This is a genomic window from Oryzihumus sp. JJN4-3R (assembly GCF_057747915.1).
In genome coordinates, this window is the sequence record NZ_CM173229.1 from 895,594 (window position 1) to 912,287 (window position 16,694).

Annotated in this window: 16 protein-coding genes; 1 reads left to right on the forward strand and 15 read right to left on the reverse strand. The window is 73.1% G+C overall.

Features of this window, described 5'->3' with window-relative positions:
- Positions 1–9: 9 nt before the first annotated feature.
- From AC3ANM_RS04050 to AC3ANM_RS04060, 3 genes are all read right to left on the reverse strand, one after another.
- On the reverse strand, positions 10–825 hold the full coding sequence (locus tag AC3ANM_RS04050) for a hypothetical protein (RefSeq protein WP_488286856.1): 816 nt from the start codon (positions 823–825) through the stop codon (positions 10–12).
- A 3-nt stretch (positions 826–828) separates the two neighbouring features.
- Positions 829–1,113: a hypothetical protein gene (locus AC3ANM_RS04055; RefSeq protein ID WP_488286857.1), complete on the reverse strand. Its 285-nt coding sequence runs from the start codon at positions 1,111–1,113 to the stop codon at positions 829–831.
- Positions 1,114–1,313: 200 nt separating this feature from the next.
- Positions 1,314–1,463, reverse strand: coding sequence for a hypothetical protein (locus tag AC3ANM_RS04060; RefSeq protein ID WP_488286858.1), 150 nt, complete (start codon positions 1,461–1,463; stop codon positions 1,314–1,316).
- Between the two features lie 345 nt (positions 1,464–1,808).
- On the opposite strand from AC3ANM_RS04060, the gene AC3ANM_RS04065 reads away from it, so the two are divergent.
- The gene (locus AC3ANM_RS04065; RefSeq protein ID WP_488286859.1) at positions 1,809–2,279 is read left to right on the forward strand and encodes an SRPBCC family protein; all 471 of its coding nucleotides are present in this window, start codon (positions 1,809–1,811) and stop codon (positions 2,277–2,279) included.
- A gap of 92 nt (positions 2,280–2,371) precedes the next feature.
- Here the strand turns inward: AC3ANM_RS04065 and argH are convergent, their stop codons facing one another.
- The 12 genes from argH to AC3ANM_RS04125 form a co-directional block, all read right to left on the reverse strand.
- Positions 2,372–3,838 (reverse strand): argininosuccinate lyase, encoded by a 1,467-nt coding sequence (argH, locus tag AC3ANM_RS04070; protein WP_488286860.1) that lies wholly within the window; start codon positions 3,836–3,838, stop codon positions 2,372–2,374.
- Positions 3,831–5,036, reverse strand: coding sequence for an argininosuccinate synthase (locus tag AC3ANM_RS04075; protein WP_488286861.1), 1,206 nt, complete (start codon positions 5,034–5,036; stop codon positions 3,831–3,833). Before AC3ANM_RS04075 ends, argH begins: the two co-directional genes overlap by 8 nt.
- A gap of 133 nt (positions 5,037–5,169) precedes the next feature.
- Complete coding sequence (locus tag AC3ANM_RS04080; RefSeq protein WP_488286862.1) at positions 5,170–5,670, reverse strand: arginine repressor; 501 nt, start codon at positions 5,668–5,670, stop codon at positions 5,170–5,172.
- Complete coding sequence (argF, locus tag AC3ANM_RS04085) at positions 5,667–6,623, reverse strand: ornithine carbamoyltransferase (protein ID WP_488286863.1); 957 nt, start codon at positions 6,621–6,623, stop codon at positions 5,667–5,669. The genes AC3ANM_RS04080 and argF overlap by 4 nt, the downstream gene beginning before the upstream one ends.
- The gene (locus AC3ANM_RS04090; RefSeq protein WP_488286864.1) at positions 6,623–7,888 is read right to left on the reverse strand and encodes an acetylornithine transaminase; all 1,266 of its coding nucleotides are present in this window, start codon (positions 7,886–7,888) and stop codon (positions 6,623–6,625) included. The genes argF and AC3ANM_RS04090 overlap by 1 nt, the downstream gene beginning before the upstream one ends.
- Positions 7,885–8,814 carry an acetylglutamate kinase gene (gene argB / locus AC3ANM_RS04095; RefSeq protein WP_488286865.1) on the reverse strand — a complete coding sequence of 310 codons (930 nt, stop codon included), beginning with the start codon at positions 8,812–8,814 and terminating at the stop codon, positions 7,885–7,887. The genes AC3ANM_RS04090 and argB overlap by 4 nt, the downstream gene beginning before the upstream one ends.
- Positions 8,811–9,962 carry a bifunctional glutamate N-acetyltransferase/amino-acid acetyltransferase ArgJ gene (gene argJ, locus AC3ANM_RS04100; protein ID WP_488286866.1) on the reverse strand — a complete coding sequence of 384 codons (1,152 nt, stop codon included), beginning with the start codon at positions 9,960–9,962 and terminating at the stop codon, positions 8,811–8,813. The genes argB and argJ overlap by 4 nt, the downstream gene beginning before the upstream one ends.
- Positions 9,959–11,002 (reverse strand): N-acetyl-gamma-glutamyl-phosphate reductase, encoded by a 1,044-nt coding sequence (gene argC / locus AC3ANM_RS04105; RefSeq protein WP_488286867.1) that lies wholly within the window; start codon positions 11,000–11,002, stop codon positions 9,959–9,961. Before argC ends, argJ begins: the two co-directional genes overlap by 4 nt.
- A 29-nt stretch (positions 11,003–11,031) precedes the next feature.
- Positions 11,032–11,874, reverse strand: a complete 843-nt coding sequence (locus AC3ANM_RS04110; protein WP_488286868.1) for an SDR family NAD(P)-dependent oxidoreductase — start codon at positions 11,872–11,874, stop codon at positions 11,032–11,034.
- Entirely contained in the window at positions 11,867–14,413 is a 2,547-nt protein-coding gene (gene pheT, locus AC3ANM_RS04115; RefSeq protein WP_488286869.1) for a phenylalanine--tRNA ligase subunit beta, read from the reverse strand. The genes AC3ANM_RS04110 and pheT overlap by 8 nt, the downstream gene beginning before the upstream one ends.
- Positions 14,413–15,507 carry a phenylalanine--tRNA ligase subunit alpha gene (pheS, locus tag AC3ANM_RS04120; RefSeq protein WP_488286870.1) on the reverse strand — a complete coding sequence of 365 codons (1,095 nt, stop codon included), beginning with the start codon at positions 15,505–15,507 and terminating at the stop codon, positions 14,413–14,415. The genes pheT and pheS overlap by 1 nt, the downstream gene beginning before the upstream one ends.
- 96 nt (positions 15,508–15,603) lie before the next feature.
- A complete protein-coding gene (locus tag AC3ANM_RS04125; RefSeq protein ID WP_488286871.1) occupies positions 15,604–16,662 on the reverse strand; it encodes a PAS domain-containing sensor histidine kinase in 1,059 nt (352 codons plus the stop codon).
- Positions 16,663–16,694 lie beyond the last annotated feature (32 nt).

Here is a 16,694-nt window from a genome sequence, read left to right on the forward strand (position 1 = left end):
ATGTCGGCGTCAGTTGATGAAGCGCAGGTCCGACAACGAGCCGGAGGCGACCAGCGCGATGTAGGCGTCGGTCACCACCAGCGAGGCCAGGGTCGTCCAGGCCAGGCCCATGTGGTGCCGGTTGAGGCGGGAGACCTGTCCCCACAGGCGGTAGCGGAGCGGGTGCCTGCTGAAGTGGTTGAGCCGGCCACCGATGATGCTGCGGCAGCTGTGGCAGGACAGCGTGTAGGCCCACAGCAGCACCACGTTGCCGATCAGCACGAGGTTGCCCAGGCCGAAGCCGAACCCGCCGTCCTTGCCGTGGAAGGCGACCAGCGCGTCATACGTGTTGATGAGCGAGATGAGGACGGCCGCGTAGAAGAAGTAGCGGTGCAGGTTCTGGCCCAGGAGCGGGAAGCGCGTCTCGCCGGTGTAGCGGCCGTGCGGCTCGGCGACGGCGCAGGCCGGCGGCGAGAGCCAGAACGAGCGGTAGTAGGCCTTGCGGTAGTAGTAGCAGGTCAGCCGGAACAGCAGCAGGAAGGGCAGCGTGAGGATCGCGTAGGGCACCAGCGGCGGGAAGTCGCCGAACGGCGTGCCGAAGTGGCTCGACCCCGGCGCGCAGGAGGTGCTCAGGCACGGCGACGCGAACGGCGTGAGGTAGTGGTAGTCAGCTACCCAGTAGTTGACCTGGGATGCCGCGCGGACCGTGGCATAGGCCAGCCACGCCACCAGGCCCACGACGGTCATCGCCGGCTGGAGCCACCAGCGGTCGCCGCGCAGGGTGCGGTCGCCGATCCGCGCGCGCCCCGGTGCCCCCACGCCGGAGCGCAGGTCTGCCCCCGCCAAGGCTCAGCGCCCCGGCCGGGGGCCGGCAGCCTCGTCGTCGGCCTCCGCCCACAACGAGGGGTCGTACTCCTCGTCGGGGATGTAGATGATCTCGCCCGGCTGGCCCTGCGGCAGCCGCTCGTGGGTGGCCTGGGCGATGTGGTTCAGGTCGGCGATGACGCGCCCGACGTCGTCCTTGAGCCGCCGCACGTCGAGGGTGTCGCCGAGTCTGCCGGCGAGCGCCGTGACCGACTCCCTCAGTGCCGCCGCCCGGCGGCCGGCCGTGGCCAGATCGTCATGGACCGTCATGCGCACCTCTCCCTGAAGAGGGCCCGCTGTGTCGCGGGTCACAGGACGGCAGTCTGTCGCGCCCACCCGCTCAGGTAAAGCAACTCCGGGTAAAGGGTGTGTCCTGTCCCTCTCCCTCCCCGGGACCTGCGCCGGACCCGGGGTGCCGGTGACCGGGCCCCACCGGCCCGGAGGCCCTCACCCCGGTACGTACGCGGGTCTCACTTCACCTCGCAGATGCACCGCAGGCAGAACTCCACGTACCGGTCGGCACCGGTCAGGTACGCGGCCTGCTCCGACCGCCACAGCGCCTGGAAGAGACCACGGGGCACCGAGGGCAGGCGGCTGGAGTCGGTGTCCTTCCGGGTCATGGAGGCACAGCTCCTCCGGTGCAGCATCGGCACCTGCATCGTCCGGTCCGCTGCTGTGTCGACGTTCAGCACCAGGTCCGTCGCCTCCTTGACACCGTCCCGCACGTTCCACGATGCCCGGCCACGTGGGGTGTCGGTCGCCGCGTGGTGAAAGCCCGGTACTGCGTTCCGTGTCTCCATGGTGCTGTCCTTCCATCGACGGTGGCCTGGCACCGTACCGTTCGTCAGCCTCCCTCGCCGGTCGGCGGCCTCCCGTCGCGGGACCTTCGGCTCCGGTGACGCACGGCGCATCGCGACAGGCTCGCTTCGGGCAGGATCGCGCCTGCCGGGGAGCGGAGGGGCACCATGGCCAGGATCGAGGGAGAGGTCGTGGTCGCGCGACCGGTGGATGAGGTGTTCGGCTACGCCGCGGACGAGCGACACGAGCCGGCATACAACCCGCGGATGCTGCGCGCGGACCTGCTGACCGGCGAGCCGGTGGGGCTGGGGTCGCGGTTCGCGGCGTTCATGGCCACGCGGCCGCGGCCGATGCGCATGGACACCGAGCTCACCGGCTTCGACCCGCCGCGCCGGCTGGCGCTGCGGACGACGTCCGGCTTCGGCGAGGTCACCGGGGGGATCACTTTCGACGCGGTCGACGGCGGGACACGGATGCGCTGGTCCTGGCAGCTGCGCCCGCACGGGGTGCTGCGCCTCGCGTCGCCGGTGCTCGGCTGGGTCGGCAACCGGCAGGAGGCCGCCATCTGGGCGGGGCTGAAGGCGCACCTGGAGTCCGGGAGCCGCGAGTCCGGCGACCACGCGCCAGGGAAGCCCTGACCGGACGCACGAAACGGCCCGTATCGCGCCGGTGGCGGGCGCGATACGGGCCGTCTGGTGCGTCCGGTGGGACTGAGGGGCCGATCCGTGGGTCAGCCGGTCCGGAGGACCGATCCGGTCCCGAAGGCCCGGGCAGCCTTCGACTGCCGGCGCACGAGCTCGAGCTGCTCGCGCACCCGGGCCGGCGCGGTGCCGCCCTTGGCGTCGCGGGAGGCCAGCGAGCCCTCGACGCTGAGGACCGAGCGCACGTCGGGCGTCAGGTGCGGGGAGATCGCCTGCAGGTCCTCGTCGGAGAGGTCCCACAGCTCGATGTCGCGCAGCTCGCAGGCCCGGACGCACTCCCCCGCGACCTCGTGGGCGATGCGGAACGGCACGCCCTGGCGGACCAGCCACTCTGCGACGTCGGTGGCGAGGGAGAAGCCCTGCGGCGCAAGGGACTCCAGCCGCTCGGTGTTGAACCGCATCGTCGCCACCATGCCGGCGAACGCGGGCAGCAGGACCTCGAGGGTGTCGACGGCGTCGAACACCGGCTCCTTGTCCTCCTGCAGGTCCCGGTTGTAGGCCAGAGGCAGCGACTTCAACGTGGTGAGCAGCCCGGCGAGGTCACCGACGAGCCGGCCGGCCTTGCCGCGGGCCAGCTCGGCCACGTCGGGGTTCTTCTTCTGCGGCATGATGCTCGACCCGGTCGAGTAGGCGTCGTCGAGGGTGATGAAGGAGAACTCCTTCGTCGCCCAGAGCACGACCTCCTCGGCCAGGCGCGAGATGTCCACCGCGGCCATCGCCGAGACGAACGCGAACTCCGCGACGAAGTCCCGGCTCGCGGTGCCGTCGATGGAGTTCTCCACCGCAGCGGTGAAGCCGAGGTCGGCCGCGACCGCATCCGGGTCCAGGCCCAGCGAGCTGCCGGCGAGCGCGCCGGAACCGTAGGGCGACAGGGCCGTCCGCCGGTCCCAGTCCTGCCAGCGCTCGACGTCGCGCAGCAGCGCCCACGCGTGCGCCAGCAGGTGGTGGGCCAGCAGCACCGGCTGGGCGTGCTGCAGGTGGGTGCGACCCGGCATCGCCACGCCGATGTGCTCACCCGCCTGCGCCACCAGCGCGTCGACGACGTCGAGCACGAGGGCGCTGACGGTGCGGGCGTGGTCGCGCAGGTACATCCGGAAGAGCGTGGCGACCTGGTCGTTGCGCGAGCGCCCGGCGCGCAGCCGGCCGCCCACGTCGGCGCCGGCGCGCTCGATCAGGCCACGCTCCAGCGCCGTGTGCACGTCCTCGTCGGACTCGGCCGGGGTGAACGCCCCCGAGACCACGTCCGCCTCGAGCCGGTCCAGCGCCTTCAGCATGGCGGCCAGGGTCGGCTCGTCGAGGAGCCCGGCCTTGGCGAGCACGCGGGCGTGGGCCCGGGAACCCGCGATGTCGTAGGGCGCGAGCCGCCAATCGAAGTGGGTCGACTTCGACAGCGCGGCCAGCGCGTCGGCCGGGCCGCCGGCGAACCGGCCGCCCCAGAGGGAGACCCGCTCGCCGGCGGTGGGCTGCCCAGCGGTGCCGGTGGGCTGCTCAGGCATGGCCGGAGCGCTGGTCGCGGCTCGAGGCGATCTTGCTGGACAGTCCGTGCAGCTCGATGAACCCCTTGGCCAGCGACTGGTCGAAGGTGTCGCCCTCGTCGTAGGTCGCCAGGTTGAAGTCGTAGAGGCTGCTCTCGGAGCGACGGCCGGTGACGACCGCACGGCCGCCGTGCAGCGTCATCCGGATGTCGCCGCTGACGTGCTCCTGGGTGGAGGCGACGAACGCGTCCAGCGAGCGCTTGAGCGGGCTGAACCACAGGCCGTCGTAGGCCAGCTCGCCCCACTTCTGCTCGACGCCGCGCTTGTAGCGGCCGAGCTCGCGCTCCAGGGTGACGTTCTCCAGCTCCTGGTGGGCGGTGATGAGGGCGATGGCACCGGGCGCCTCGTAGACCTCACGGCTCTTGATGCCGACGAGGCGGTCCTCGACCATGTCGAGCCGGCCGACCCCGGCGTTGCCGGCGCGCTCGTTGAGCTTCTGGATCGCCTGCAGGACGCTGACCTTCTCGCCGTCGATCGCCACCGGCACACCGGCCTTGAAGGTGATGACGACCTCGTCCGCCTCGTGCTGGCGGGCCGGGTCCTTGGTGTAGGAGTACAGGTCCTCGATCGGGGCGTTCCAGATGTCCTCGAGGAAGCCGGTCTCCACCGCGCGACCGAAGACGTTCTGGTCGATGGAGTACGGGTTCTTCTTGCTCGTCTCGATCGGCAGGTTGTGCTTCTCGGCGTAGTCGATCGCCTTGTCGCGGGTCAGCGCGAGGTCGCGCACCGGGGCGATGCACTTCAGGTGGGGGGCGAGGCTGGAGATGCCGACCTCGAAGCGGACCTGGTCGTTGCCCTTGCCGGTGCAGCCGTGGGCGACCGTGGTCGCGCCGTGCTGCTGCGCGGCCTTGACCAGGTGCTTGACGATCACCGGGCGGGACAGCGCCGAGACCAGCGGGTAGCGGTCCATGTAGAGGGCGTTGGCCTGCAGCGCGGGCAGGCAGTACTCGTCGGCGAACTCGTCGCGGGCGTCGGCGACGTAGGCCTCCACCGCGCCGCAGTCGAGCGCGCGCTGGCGGATGACCTCGAGGTCCTCTCCGCCCTGGCCCACGTCGACGGCCACGGCGACGACCTCCGCCTGCGTGGCGTCGGCGATCCAGCCGATGGCGACGGAGGTGTCGAGTCCTCCGGAGTAGGCAAGGACAACGCGGTCGGTCACTGGGTGCTCCTCGGGTTTCAGGTGTCGTGTCGTTCAGGGGCTGGTGCAGCAGGGGCCGTACACCAGGTATGTCGGGTGGCCCCGGGAGGGGGCGGGTGCGGGTGGGTGCGGGTCAGGCTCGGCGCAGCACGGCTCAATCCTCCCGTGTGCCGGCTAGGGACAGGAGCCGGCTGGCGACGGCCGGGCCGTCCTTGGGCCCGGTGGTGATGACCAGGATCGTGTCGTCACCGGCGATGGTGCCCAGGATGGCCGCGTCGTCCGCGTGGTCGATCGCTGAGGCGAGGTACTGCGCCGCCCCGGGCGGGGTGCGCACCACGACGAGGTTGGCCGAGGCCGACGCGGTGACCAGCAGCTCCTCGCACAGGCGCTTGAGCCGGGCGTTGACGGCGCCGGCGGCCTCCGCGGCGCGGGGGGTGCGGTCACCGCCCTCCCCCGGCACGGCATACACCAGGGCCCGGCCCTGGCGGACCTTGACGGCGCCGAGCTCGACGAGGTCGCGCGAGAGGGTCGCCTGCGTCACCTCGAGGCCGTCCTGGGCCAGGTGCGTGAGCAGCTCGCCCTGGGAGCGGATGCTGTGCCGGCTGAGGATGTCGACGATGCGCTGGTGCCGGGCGGCGCGGGTGTGGGCGATCACGCCATCAGCTCCCGGGGCCGGCGCGACTGCTCGAGCAGGAAGCAGAGCAGGGCCTTCTGGGCGTGCAGGCGGTTCTCGGCCTCGTCCCAGACCACGGACTGCGGGCCGTCGATGACCGAGGCGCTGATCTCCAGGCCGCGGTAGGCCGGCAGGCAGTGGAGCACGATGGCTTCCGGTGCGGCCTGGGCCAGCGCCGCGTCGTTGACGCTGAAGGCCGCGAAGGGGTTGGCCGCGCCGGCGCGCTGGTCCTTCTCGGCCTCCTGGCCCATCGACACCCAGGTGTCCGTGGCCACGACGTCGGCTCCGGCGAACGCCTCGGCCGGGTCGGTGGTCACGAGCACCGAGCCGCCCTGCTCTGCGGCGACCTCCGTGGCGCGGGCGACGACGGCCGGGTCGGGCTGGTGGCTGGCCGGTCCGCCGACCCGGACGTGCATCCCGGCCAGCGCCCCGCCGAGCAGGTAGGAGTGGGCCATGTTGTTCGCGGCGTCACCGACGTAGGCCAGGGTCAGCCCGGCGAGGTCGCCCTTGTGCTCCTTGACCGTCATCAGGTCGGCGAGGATCTGGCACGGGTGGAACTCGTCGGTGAGGGCGTTGACGACGGGCACGGTGCTCACCGCGGCCATCGCCTCGATCCGCTCCTGGCCGAAGGTGCGCCAGACGATCGCGGCGGCCTGGCGCTCCAGCACCCGGGTGGTGTCCTCGATCGGCTCGCCCCGGCCGAGCTGGCTGGAGGCGGCGTCGATGACGAGCGGGTAGCCGCCGAGCTGGGCGACACCGACCGAGAAGGAGACCCGGGTGCGGGTCGAGGGCTTGTCGAAGATGACGGCGACGGCCTGCGGGCCGGCGAGGACCGGCTCGCTGAACGGCCTGGCCTTCAACGCGATCGCGCGCTCGATGACGTGGGCCTGCTCGGCGGCGGTGAGGTCGTCGTCGCGCAGGAAGTGGCGAGGCATCAGGGGGTCTCCAGTCCGTCGAGGAGGGCGGGCAGCGCGGCCACGAAGGTGTCGAGCTGCTCGGTGGTGATGACCAGTGGCGGCGCGAGGCGCAGCGCGCTGGGCGTCACGGGGTTGACGATGAAGCCGGCGGCGAGCGCCCGCTCGGCGACCTGGGCGGCGACGTCGGCGCGCAGCTCGATCGCCTGCAGCAGGCCGGCCCCGCGCACCTCGGCAACGAGGGGGTGGTCCAGCGCCGTCACGGCGGAGGCGAGGTGCTCCCCCGCCGCCCGGGCGTGCTCGACCAGGCCCTCGGCCTCGATCGTGTCGAGGACCGCCAGCGCCGCGGCGACGGCCAGCGGGTTGCCGCCGAAGGTCGTGCCGTGCTGCCCGGCCGTGAGCAGGCCGGTGACCTGCGGCCCGAACGTGACGAGCGCGCCGATCGGCACCCCACCGCCCAGGCCCTTGGCCAGCGTCATCGCGTCGGGGGTGATCCCGGCCTGCTGGAAGGCGAACCAGCTGCCGGTGCGGCCGACCCCGGTCTGCACCTCGTCGAGGACCAGCAGCGCGCCGGTCGCCGTGGTCAGCTCACGGGCCAGCAGCAGGTATGCCGGGTCAGCCGGGCGCACGCCCGCCTCGCCCTGGATGGGCTCCAGGACCACGGCGGCGACGTCCCCGGTGACCGCCGTGCGCAGTGCCTCGGGGTCATTCCACGGGACGTGCACGACCTCGGGGATGAGCGGCTCGAACGGCTCGCGGTAGGCCGGCTTGTGGGTCAGCGCCAGGGCACCGGTCGTGCGGCCGTGGAAGGCGCCCTCGGCCGCGACGATGCGGGTGCGACCGGTGCGCCGGCTGAGCTTGACCGCCGCCTCGAGCGCCTCGGTGCCGGAGTTGGCGAAGAACACCGCCGAGCCCTCCGGGGCCCCGGCCAGGCCCAGCAGCCGCTCGGCCAGGGCGACCTGCCCGGGGGTGGTGAAGAAGTTGGAGACGTGGACCATCGAGGCGGCCTGCTCCGCGACGGCCTTGGCCAGGGCGGGGTGGCCGTGGCCGAGGGCGTTGACGGCGATCCCGGCGAGCAGGTCGAGGTAGCGGTGGCCGTCGGCGTCCTGGACGTAGCAGCCGTCGCCCTGGGTCAGCACGGTCCGGGGCGTGCCGAAGACACCCAGCAGGGCGTGCTCGTAGCGGTCGAGGTAGCCCGCGACGCTGGAGGCGGCGTCCTGAGACGTGCGCGTCTGGTTGGTGGTCGTCTGGTTGTTGGTCGTCTGGTGCGTGCTGGTCTGGCTCATCCGTCTGCTCCGTCCGGGACCACCATGGTGCCGATTCCCTCGCTGGTGAAGACCTCCAGCAGCAGCGAGTGCGGCTGCCGGCCGTCGATGACGTGGGCCTGCGGGACGCCCTGGCGCACGGCCCGGATGCAGGCCTCGAGCTTGGGGACCATGCCGGCGTCGACCCGGGTGAGCAGCTCGTCGGCGTCGCCGGCCGACAGGCTCGACAGCAGCGAGTCCCGGTCGGGCCAGCTGGCGTAGATGCCCTCGACGTCGGTCAGGACGACGAGCTTGTGCGCCTTGAGGGCCACCGCGAGCGCCGCGGCGGCGGTGTCGGCGTTGACGTTGAGCACCTGTCCGTCCTCGTCGAGGTCGGGGGCGATCGTGGAGACCACGGGGATGCGCCCGGCCTCGAGCAGGTCCATGACGGCCGTGGGGTTGACCGTCTCGACGTCGCCGACCAGGCCGACGTCCACCGGCTCGCCGTCGACGGTGGCGGGGCGGCGCCGGGCGCCGAGCAGCCCGGCGTCCTCGCCGGAGAGCCCGACCGCGAGGGGGCCGTGCCGGTTGACCAGGCCGACGAGCTCGCGACCGACCTGCCCCGTGAGCACCATCCGCACGACGTCCATGACCTCGGGGGTGGTGACGCGCAGCCCGCCGCGGAACTCGCTGGGCAGGCCGAGCCGGCCCAGCATGCTGGCGATCTGCGGGCCGCCGCCGTGCACGACGACGGGGCGCAGCCCGGCATACCGCAGGAAGACGATGTCCTGGGCGAAGGCGGCCTTGAGGTCGTCGTCGAGCATGGCGTTGCCGCCGTACTTGATGACGACCAGGGCGCCCCGGAAGCGCTCGAGCCAGGGCAGGGCCTCTACGAGCGTGCTGGCCTTGTCCGCGGCCCGGGAGAGGGCGTCGGTGTCGATGGGTCCCCGCAGCGTCGTGGTGCTCATGTGCTGTAGGCCGAGTTCTCGTGGACGTAGTCGTGTGTCAGGTCGTTGGTCCACACGGTGGCGCTCTCGTCCCCGGCGTGGAGGTCGACGAGCACGTGAACCTCCCGCGCGGTGAGGTCGACCAGCGAGCGGTCCTCCCCCACGCCCCCGGCGCGGCAGACCTGCACGCCGTTGATGGCGACGTCGAGCTGGTCGGGCTCGAAGGCTGCGGCGGTCGTGCCGACCGCGGCGAGGACGCGCCCCCAGTTGGGGTCGCCGCCGAAGACGGCGCACTTGAAGAGGTTGTTGCGCGCGACCGAGCGGGCGACCTCGAGGGCGTCCTCGATGCTGGCGGCGGAGCGGACCTCGATGGCGATGTCGTGCTTGGCCCCCTCGGCGTCGGCGACCAGCTGGCGGGCCAGGTCGGCACAGGCCGCCGTGACCGCCGCGGTCAGCTCCTCCGGCGAGGGGGTGACCCCGGAGGCGCCGGAGGCCATGAGCAGCACCGTGTCGTTGGTGGACATGCACCCGTCGGAGTCGACCCGGTCGAAGGTCTGGGCGGTCGCCGTCCGCAGCGCCTTGTCGAGCGTGGCAGGGTCGGCGACGGCGTCGGTGGTGAGGACCACGAGCATCGTGGCCAGGGCCGGGGCGAGCATGCCGGCGCCCTTGGCCATGCCGCCGACGCACCAGCCGTCCCGGGTCGCGACGGCCAGTTTGGTCACCGTGTCGGTGGTCATGATGGCGGCCGCGGCGTCCTCCCCACCGTCGGGCTCGAGGGCGGCCACGGCGCCGTCGACGCCGGCGAGGAGCCGGTCCATCGGCAGCAGCTCGCCGATCAGCCCGGTGGAGCAGACCACGACGTCGCCGGCCGAGACCTCCAGCGCAGCAGCGAGGTGCTCGGCGGTGGCGTGCGTGTCGGCGAACCCCTGCGGGCCGGTGCAGGCGTTGGCGCCGCCGGAGTTGAGCACCACGGCGTCGACCCGGCCGTCGGTGAGCACCTGGCGGCTCCAGGTCACCGGCGCGGCCACGACGCGGTTGCTGGTGAAGACGGCTGCCGCGTCGTGGCGCGGGCCGTCGTTGACGACGACCGCGACGTCGGGCCGGCCGCTGGGCTTGAGCCCGGCGGTGACGCCGCTGGCGCGGAATCCTGCGGGAGTGGTGGTGCTCACGGGGCGACTCCGGTGAGGGGAAGGCCGGTGGTCTCGGCCAGGCCGAGGGCCAGGTTGGCGCACTGCACGGCGGCGCCGGCGGTGCCCTTGGTCAGGTTGTCGACGGCCGCGACCGCGACGACGCGGCCGACCCGCTCGTCGAGGGCGACCTGGACGTGGACGGTGTTGCTGCCGAGGACGTCGGCCGTCCGCGGCCACTGCCCCTCGGGCAGCAGGTGCACGAACGGCTCGTCCGCGTATGCCGTGTGCCAGGCCTGCCGCACGGAGGCGGCGGTCACGCCGGGGGTCGCCTTGGCGGTCGCGGTGGCGAGGATGCCCCGGGGCATGGGGGCCAGCGTGGGGGTGAACGAGACGGTGACGGCGGTGCCGGCCGCGAGGCCGAGGTTCTGCTCGATCTCGGGGATGTGCCGGTGGACCCCGCCGACGCCGTAGGGCGACATGGAGCCCATCACCTCGGCGCCGAGCAGGTGAGCCTTGAGGCCCTTGCCGGCGCCGGAGGTGCCGCTGGCGGCCACGACCACGACGTCGTCGGGCTCGAGCAGGCCCGCGGCGAAGCCGGGGGCGAGGGCGAGGGTGCTGGCCGTGGGGTAGCAGCCGGGCACGGCGACGCGGCGGGCGCCGGCCAGCTCCTGCCGCCCGCGCACGCCCTTGGCGTCCATGAGCTCGGGCAGGCCGTAGGGCCAGGTGCCGGCGTGGTCGCTGCCGTAGAACTCCTGCCACGCGCCGGGGTCACCGAGCCGGAAGTCGGCGCCACAGTCGATGACGACGACGTCCTCGGGCAGCGCTGCCGCCAGGGCCGCGGAGGCACCGTGCGGCAGGGCGAGGAAGACCAGGTCGTGACCGGCGAGGGTCTCGACGGTGGTGTCGAGCAGCACCCGGTCCGCGAGCGGGGTCAGGTGCGGGTGGACCTCACCGAGCCGGCTGCCGGCGCTGGAGGCAGCGGTGAGCGCGCCGACCTCGATCGCGGGATGCGCCAGGAGCAGCCGCACGATCTCGCCACCGGCATACCCGCTCGCGCCTGCTACTGCTGCCGTCACCATGCTGCATGACTATACACCTCATGATTGTTCTATGCAGTCCCGCCGGCGGGCGGTGCCGGAGCCAGCGGGTCCTCGGGCCCCCACGGCTGGAGCCGCAGCTCCCGGTCGCCGGGTGCCAGCCCCGCCGCGGCGCGGTCCCGCAGCGAGCCGGGCGTGTCGACCCCGGCACGCACGAACCGGCCGGACCAGGCGTCGAGCTCGCCGGAGGCAAGCGCCAGGAGAAGCTCGGTCACCGCGTCCACGGGCGTCCACTCGGTGCGGCCCTCGTGCAGGTCCATCGACAGGGTCATGTCGGTGCGCACGACGCCGGGGGCGAGGTCGAACGCACGGACGCCGTGCTCCTCCCCCGCCGCATGCAGGGCCCCGGTCAGGCGCGCCAGCGCGGCCTTGCTGGCGCTGTAGGCGCTGAGCAGGGCGTCTGCCCGCATGCCGGCGCCGCTGTTGAGGTTGACCACCCGGCCCCCGCCGGCGGTGACCATGTGGGGCACGACGGCGTGGGCGACGTGGAAGGGGCCGCGCACGTTGGTCTCCAGCACCGACCACCAGCGCATGGGGTCGGCCTCCCACAGGGGCACCTCGGGCTCGATCGCCCCGGCGTTGTTGACCAGCAGGTCGATCCGGCCCAGGCGCGCGACGACGTCGTCGACGCAGCTGCGCACGGCCGCCACGTCGGTGACGTCCACCGCGGCGGTCACCACCTCCGCACCGGCCTCGCGCAGCGGGGCGGCGACCGCCACCAGCGCCGCACGGTCGCGCGCGACCATGGCCACGGCATACCCGCTCGTGGCGAGCGCCCGCGCGATGGCGGCACCGATGCCGCGGGACGCCCCGGTGACCAGGGCGACCCGCGGCGCGTGCTGCGGCTCAGGCACCACGCTGGACGGCGCCGGCGCGCTCCGCGGCCAGGGCGATCGCCCGGTCGCGCAGGGCGTTGACCTCGTCGGTGGTCAGGGTGCGGTCGGCGGCCCGGAAGGTCAGCCGGTAGGCCAGCGACTTGTGGGCGGCACCCACCTGCTCGCCGCGGTAGACGTCGAACAGGCGGACGGACTCCAGCAGGTCACCCGCCGCCTCGCGGATCGCCGCCTCGACGGCCGCCGCCGGCACGCGGTCCTCGACGGTGAGCGCGACGTCGCTGTGGGCGACCGGGTAGGTCGACAGCGCGGACGCCAGGGTGCGCCCCTCGGAGGCGGCCGTGAGCACGTCGACATCGAGCTCGGCGGCGCAGGTGCGGGCCGGGAGGTCCAGCGCCGCCACGGCCTTGGGGTGCAGCTCGCCCGCGTGCCCGACGAGCGTGCCGTCGGCCAGGGTCAGGCGGGCACAGCGCCCCGGGTGCCACGGGGCGTGGTCGTCGGCGCTGACGTGCAGCTCGACGGCCAGGGCCTCGGCGACCGCCCGGGCTGCGGCCACGGCGTCGGACCAGTCGGCGGCGCGTCCGGCGCCCCACCACCCGGAGTGCTCGACCTCGCCGGTCAGCGCGAGGGCGACCCGGCGGGGCTGGTGCGGCACCGCCGCCTCGATGGCGGCAAGGGTCTGCTCGTCCGGCCGGCCCTCGACGCCGGGCACCGGCGCCTCGACCTTGTCGCCGGTGGGGCGCGTCACGAGGCCCAGCTCGAACAGGGCGACGTCGCGCTGGCCGCGGGAGACGTTGCGGCGCAACGCCTCCAGCAACGTGGAGAGCACCGAGGTGCGCATCCACGGCGCCTCCTCGGACAACGGGTTGACGATCCGCAGCGCCGTGCGCCGGGGGTCGTCGGCCGACAGGCCCATGGCGTCGTGGATGCCCGCGCCGACGAAGGGGTAGGTCAGCACCTCGTCCAGGCCCAGGTGCGCCAGGGTGCCCGCCACCGTGCGGCGCACCCGCTGGCCGTGGGTCAGCCCCAGGCCGGCGCGGGGTCGGGGCAGCTCCGAAGGCACGGCGTCGTAGCCGTGGATCCGGATGACCTCCTCGACGAAGTCGGGGCCGGTGACCAGGTCCGGCCGCCAGGAGGGCGGCAGCACCGAGAGGGTGTCGCCACCGAGGTCCTCGACGTCGCAGCCGATCGCGCGCAGGACGGACACGACCTCCCCGGTCGTGAACGCCAGGCCGACCAGGCGCGTCGGCAGGCCGGCGTCGAGGATGACCCGCTCGCGCGGGGCGCGGTGGTCGACGTCGGTGACGCCCTCGTCGACGGTGCCGCCGCCGAGCTCGACGAGCAGGTCGACCGCGAGCTGCGCAGCCACCGGCGCCAGCTCGGGGTCGACACCGCGCTCGAAGCGCTTGGAGGCCTCGGTGGTCAGGCGGTGCCGGCGCGAGGACCGGGCGACCGTGGTGGGGTCGAAGTGCGCCGACTCCACCAGGATGCTGGTCGTGCGCGGGCCGACCTCGGAGGTCTCCCCGCCCATGACGCCCGCGATCGCCAGCGGCGTGTCCCCGCCGTCGGTGATGAGCAGATCCTCGGGCAGGAGCGTGCGCTCGACGTCGTCGAGGGTGGTGAGCTTCTCCCCCACCCGGGCGCGACGCACCACGACGGACCCGCTGAGCGTGTCCAGGTCGAAGGCGTGCAGCGGCTGGCCCAGCAGCAGCATCACGTAGTTGGTGACGTCGACGGCCAGCGAGATCGGACGCATCCCCATCTGGGTCAGGCGCTTCTGCATCCACCGCGGCGAGGGCCGGGTGGCGTCGACGCCGCGAACGATGCGTGCGACGTAACGGTCGCACCCGGCGCGGCCGGCGAGCGGGGCCTCGTCGGCCAGCCGCACGGCATACCCGCCGTCGTTGGCCCCCGGGGCGGTGACCGCGGCAGGGTCGCGGAACGTGCCGCCGGCGGCGTGGGAGTACTCGCGGGCGATGCCGCGCATGCTGAAGCAGTAGCCGCGGTCCGGGGTGACGTTGACCTCGACGACCTCGTCGGCCAGGCCGAGCAGGGCGATCGCGTCGTCGCCTGGCTCCAGGGAGGCCAGCAGCTCGGGATCCTCGGCGAACCACTGCTGGAGCACGATGATGCCGTCGTGATCCTCGCCGAGGCCCAGCTCGGCGGCGGAGCAGATCATGCCGTTGCTCACGTGGCCGTAGGTCTTGCGGGCGGCGATGGCGAAGTCGCCGGGCAGCACCGCGCCGGGCAGGACGACGACCACGAGGTCACCGACGGCGAAGTTGTGCGCCCCGCAGACGATGCCCTGGGCGGTGCCCTCGGTCAGGCGCTGGCCGTGCTCGCCGACGTCGACCTGGCACCAGCGGATCACCTTGCCGTTCTTCTGCGGCTCCTCGGCGAGCTCGAGCACGCGCCCGACGACGAGGGGACCGGTGATGTCCCCCCCGTGCAGCGCCTCCTCCTCGAGGCCGACCTTGACCAGGCTGGCCGCGATGTCGCGACCGGTCGCCCCGGGGGCGACGTCGACGAGCTCACGCAGCCACGAAACCGGCGCGCGCATCAGATCTCCATCCCGAACTGGTGGTTGAACCGCACATCGCCCTCGACGATGTCGTGCATGTCGGTGACCCCGTGGCGGAACATCAGGGTCCGCTCGATGCCCATGCCGAAGGCGAAGCCGGTGTAGCGGTCGGGGTCGACCCCGCAGACCTCGAGCACCCGGCGGTTGACCATGCCGCAGCCGCCGAGCTCGATCCAGCCGGTGCCCCCGCAGGTGCGGCACTTGTCGTCCTCGCCGCGGCAGACGAAGCAGCGGAAGTCCAGCTCGGCGCTGGGCTCGGTGAACGGGAAGTACGCCGGGCGCATCCGGGTCTCGATGCCCTCGCCGAACATCGCCTCGACGAAGTGCTCGAGCGTGCCGCGCAGGTGGGCCATCGTCAGGCCCTCGTCGATGGCCAGGCCCTCGAGCTGGTGGAAGACCGGGGTGTGCGTGGCGTCGAGCTCGTCGGTGCGGAACACCTTGCCGGGGCACACGACGTAGACCGGCAGGTCGCGCTCGAGCAGGCTGCGCACCTGCACCGGCGAGGTCTGGGTGCGCAGCACCAGGCCGGAGTCCGGGCGCTCGACGAAGAAGGTGTCCTGCATCTGCCGGGCCGGGTGGTCCGGCCCGAGGTTGAGGGCGTCGAAGTTGAACCACTCCGACTCGACCTCGGGGCCCTCGGCGACCTCCCAGCCCATGGCGACGAAGACGTCGGCGAGGCGCTCGGAGGTCAGCTCCAGGGGGTGGCGGGAGCCGAGGCTGCGCCGGGACACCGGCGCCGTGACGTCGACGGTCTCCTCGACCAGGAGCCGTGCGTCTCGCTCGGCCTCGAGCTCGACCTGACGCTGCGCCAGGGCCTTGGAGACCTGCCCGCGGGCCTGGCCGACGCGCTTGCCGGCCTCGGCCTTCGCCGTCGGCGGCAGGGCGCCGATCTCGCGGTTGGCCAGAGCCAGGGCGCTCTTGTCGCCCTGGTGGGCCAGCCTGGCCGCCTTGAGCTCCTCGAGGGTGGTCGCGGCGGCGATGGCCGCGAGGGCCTCCTGGACGGCGGCCTCGATCGCGGAGGGGTCCAGGGTGCTCACCTCGACGGGGTCGTACTGCGTGTTGGGTCCAGACATCGCTTTCACTTCGTCAGGTGTCGGCGGCATGCAGCCGCCGGGTGATCAGCGTGGTGGGTCGACTGCCGCAGGCAGTCTAGGGGCCGCGTGGGCCGGTCAGACGAGGTGTTCCGGGGCGCCCGCAGGCAACGTAAATCGGAACTGCGCGCCACCGGAGCGGGCGGCGCCGACGCTGATCTGGCCGCCGTGGGCCTCGACCAGCCCGCGCACGACGTAGAGGCCCAGACCGGTGCCGCCGCGGCGCGAGCCGTGCCAGAACCGGGTGAACACCAGCGAGTAGTTCTCCGGGGCGATGCCCTCGCCCTGGTCGCTCACGGTGACCGCGATCGCCTCGCTGCCGTTCTGCGTGCTCGGCATGACGCTCAGGCTGACGGTGCCGTCGCCGTGGCGCACGGCGTTCTCCATGAGGTTGGCCAGGATCTGGTCCAGCCGGTCCGGGTCCGCCCAGGTCTCGGGCAGGTGGGGCGCCGCCTCCAGGACGAACCGCTCGCGGTCGTGGCCGCTGGCCACGAACCGCTCGATGTGGCGCTTGACCGCCGAAACGACATCCACCGGCTGGCGCCGGACCTGCAGGCGGCCGGCGTCGATGCGGGAGATGTCCAGCAGCTCGGTGATGAGGCGGGTGACGCGGTCGGCGTCGGCCTCGATCGTCTGGAGCATCAGCCGCTTCTGGTCGTCGGTGAAGCGCTCCCAGCGGTGCAGCAGCGTCGAGGAGAATCCCTTGACCGAGGTCAGCGGGGAGCGCAGCTCGTGGGCGACCGTGGAGATCAGGGCGGCATTGCTGGCCTCGGCGCGACGGCGCGACTCGGCGTCGCGCAGCGAGAGGACCACCTGGGTGACCGGCTGGTTGCGCCCGGGACGCACGTAGCGGGCGGTCACGAGCACCTCGTGGCCGCCTTGCAGGATCAGCAGGCGTTCGCGGTGGCCGGAGCGGATGTTCAGGCCGTTCCACGGGTCCGTGCAGGTCCACCACGAGCGGGCGTCGGAGTCCTGCAGGGGCAGCACCTTGCGGATGTCCTGGCCCAGCATGTCAGCCACGTCCTGGCCCACGATCGAGGCCGCCCGGCGGTTGACGTAGACGACCGACGCCTCATCGTCGGCGACGACGAGCCCGTCCGGGACCGCCTCGCCGATGCTGTCGTCCCACACGACCATCCGGTCAGCGTCTGGACGTGCCTCGGTCCCCA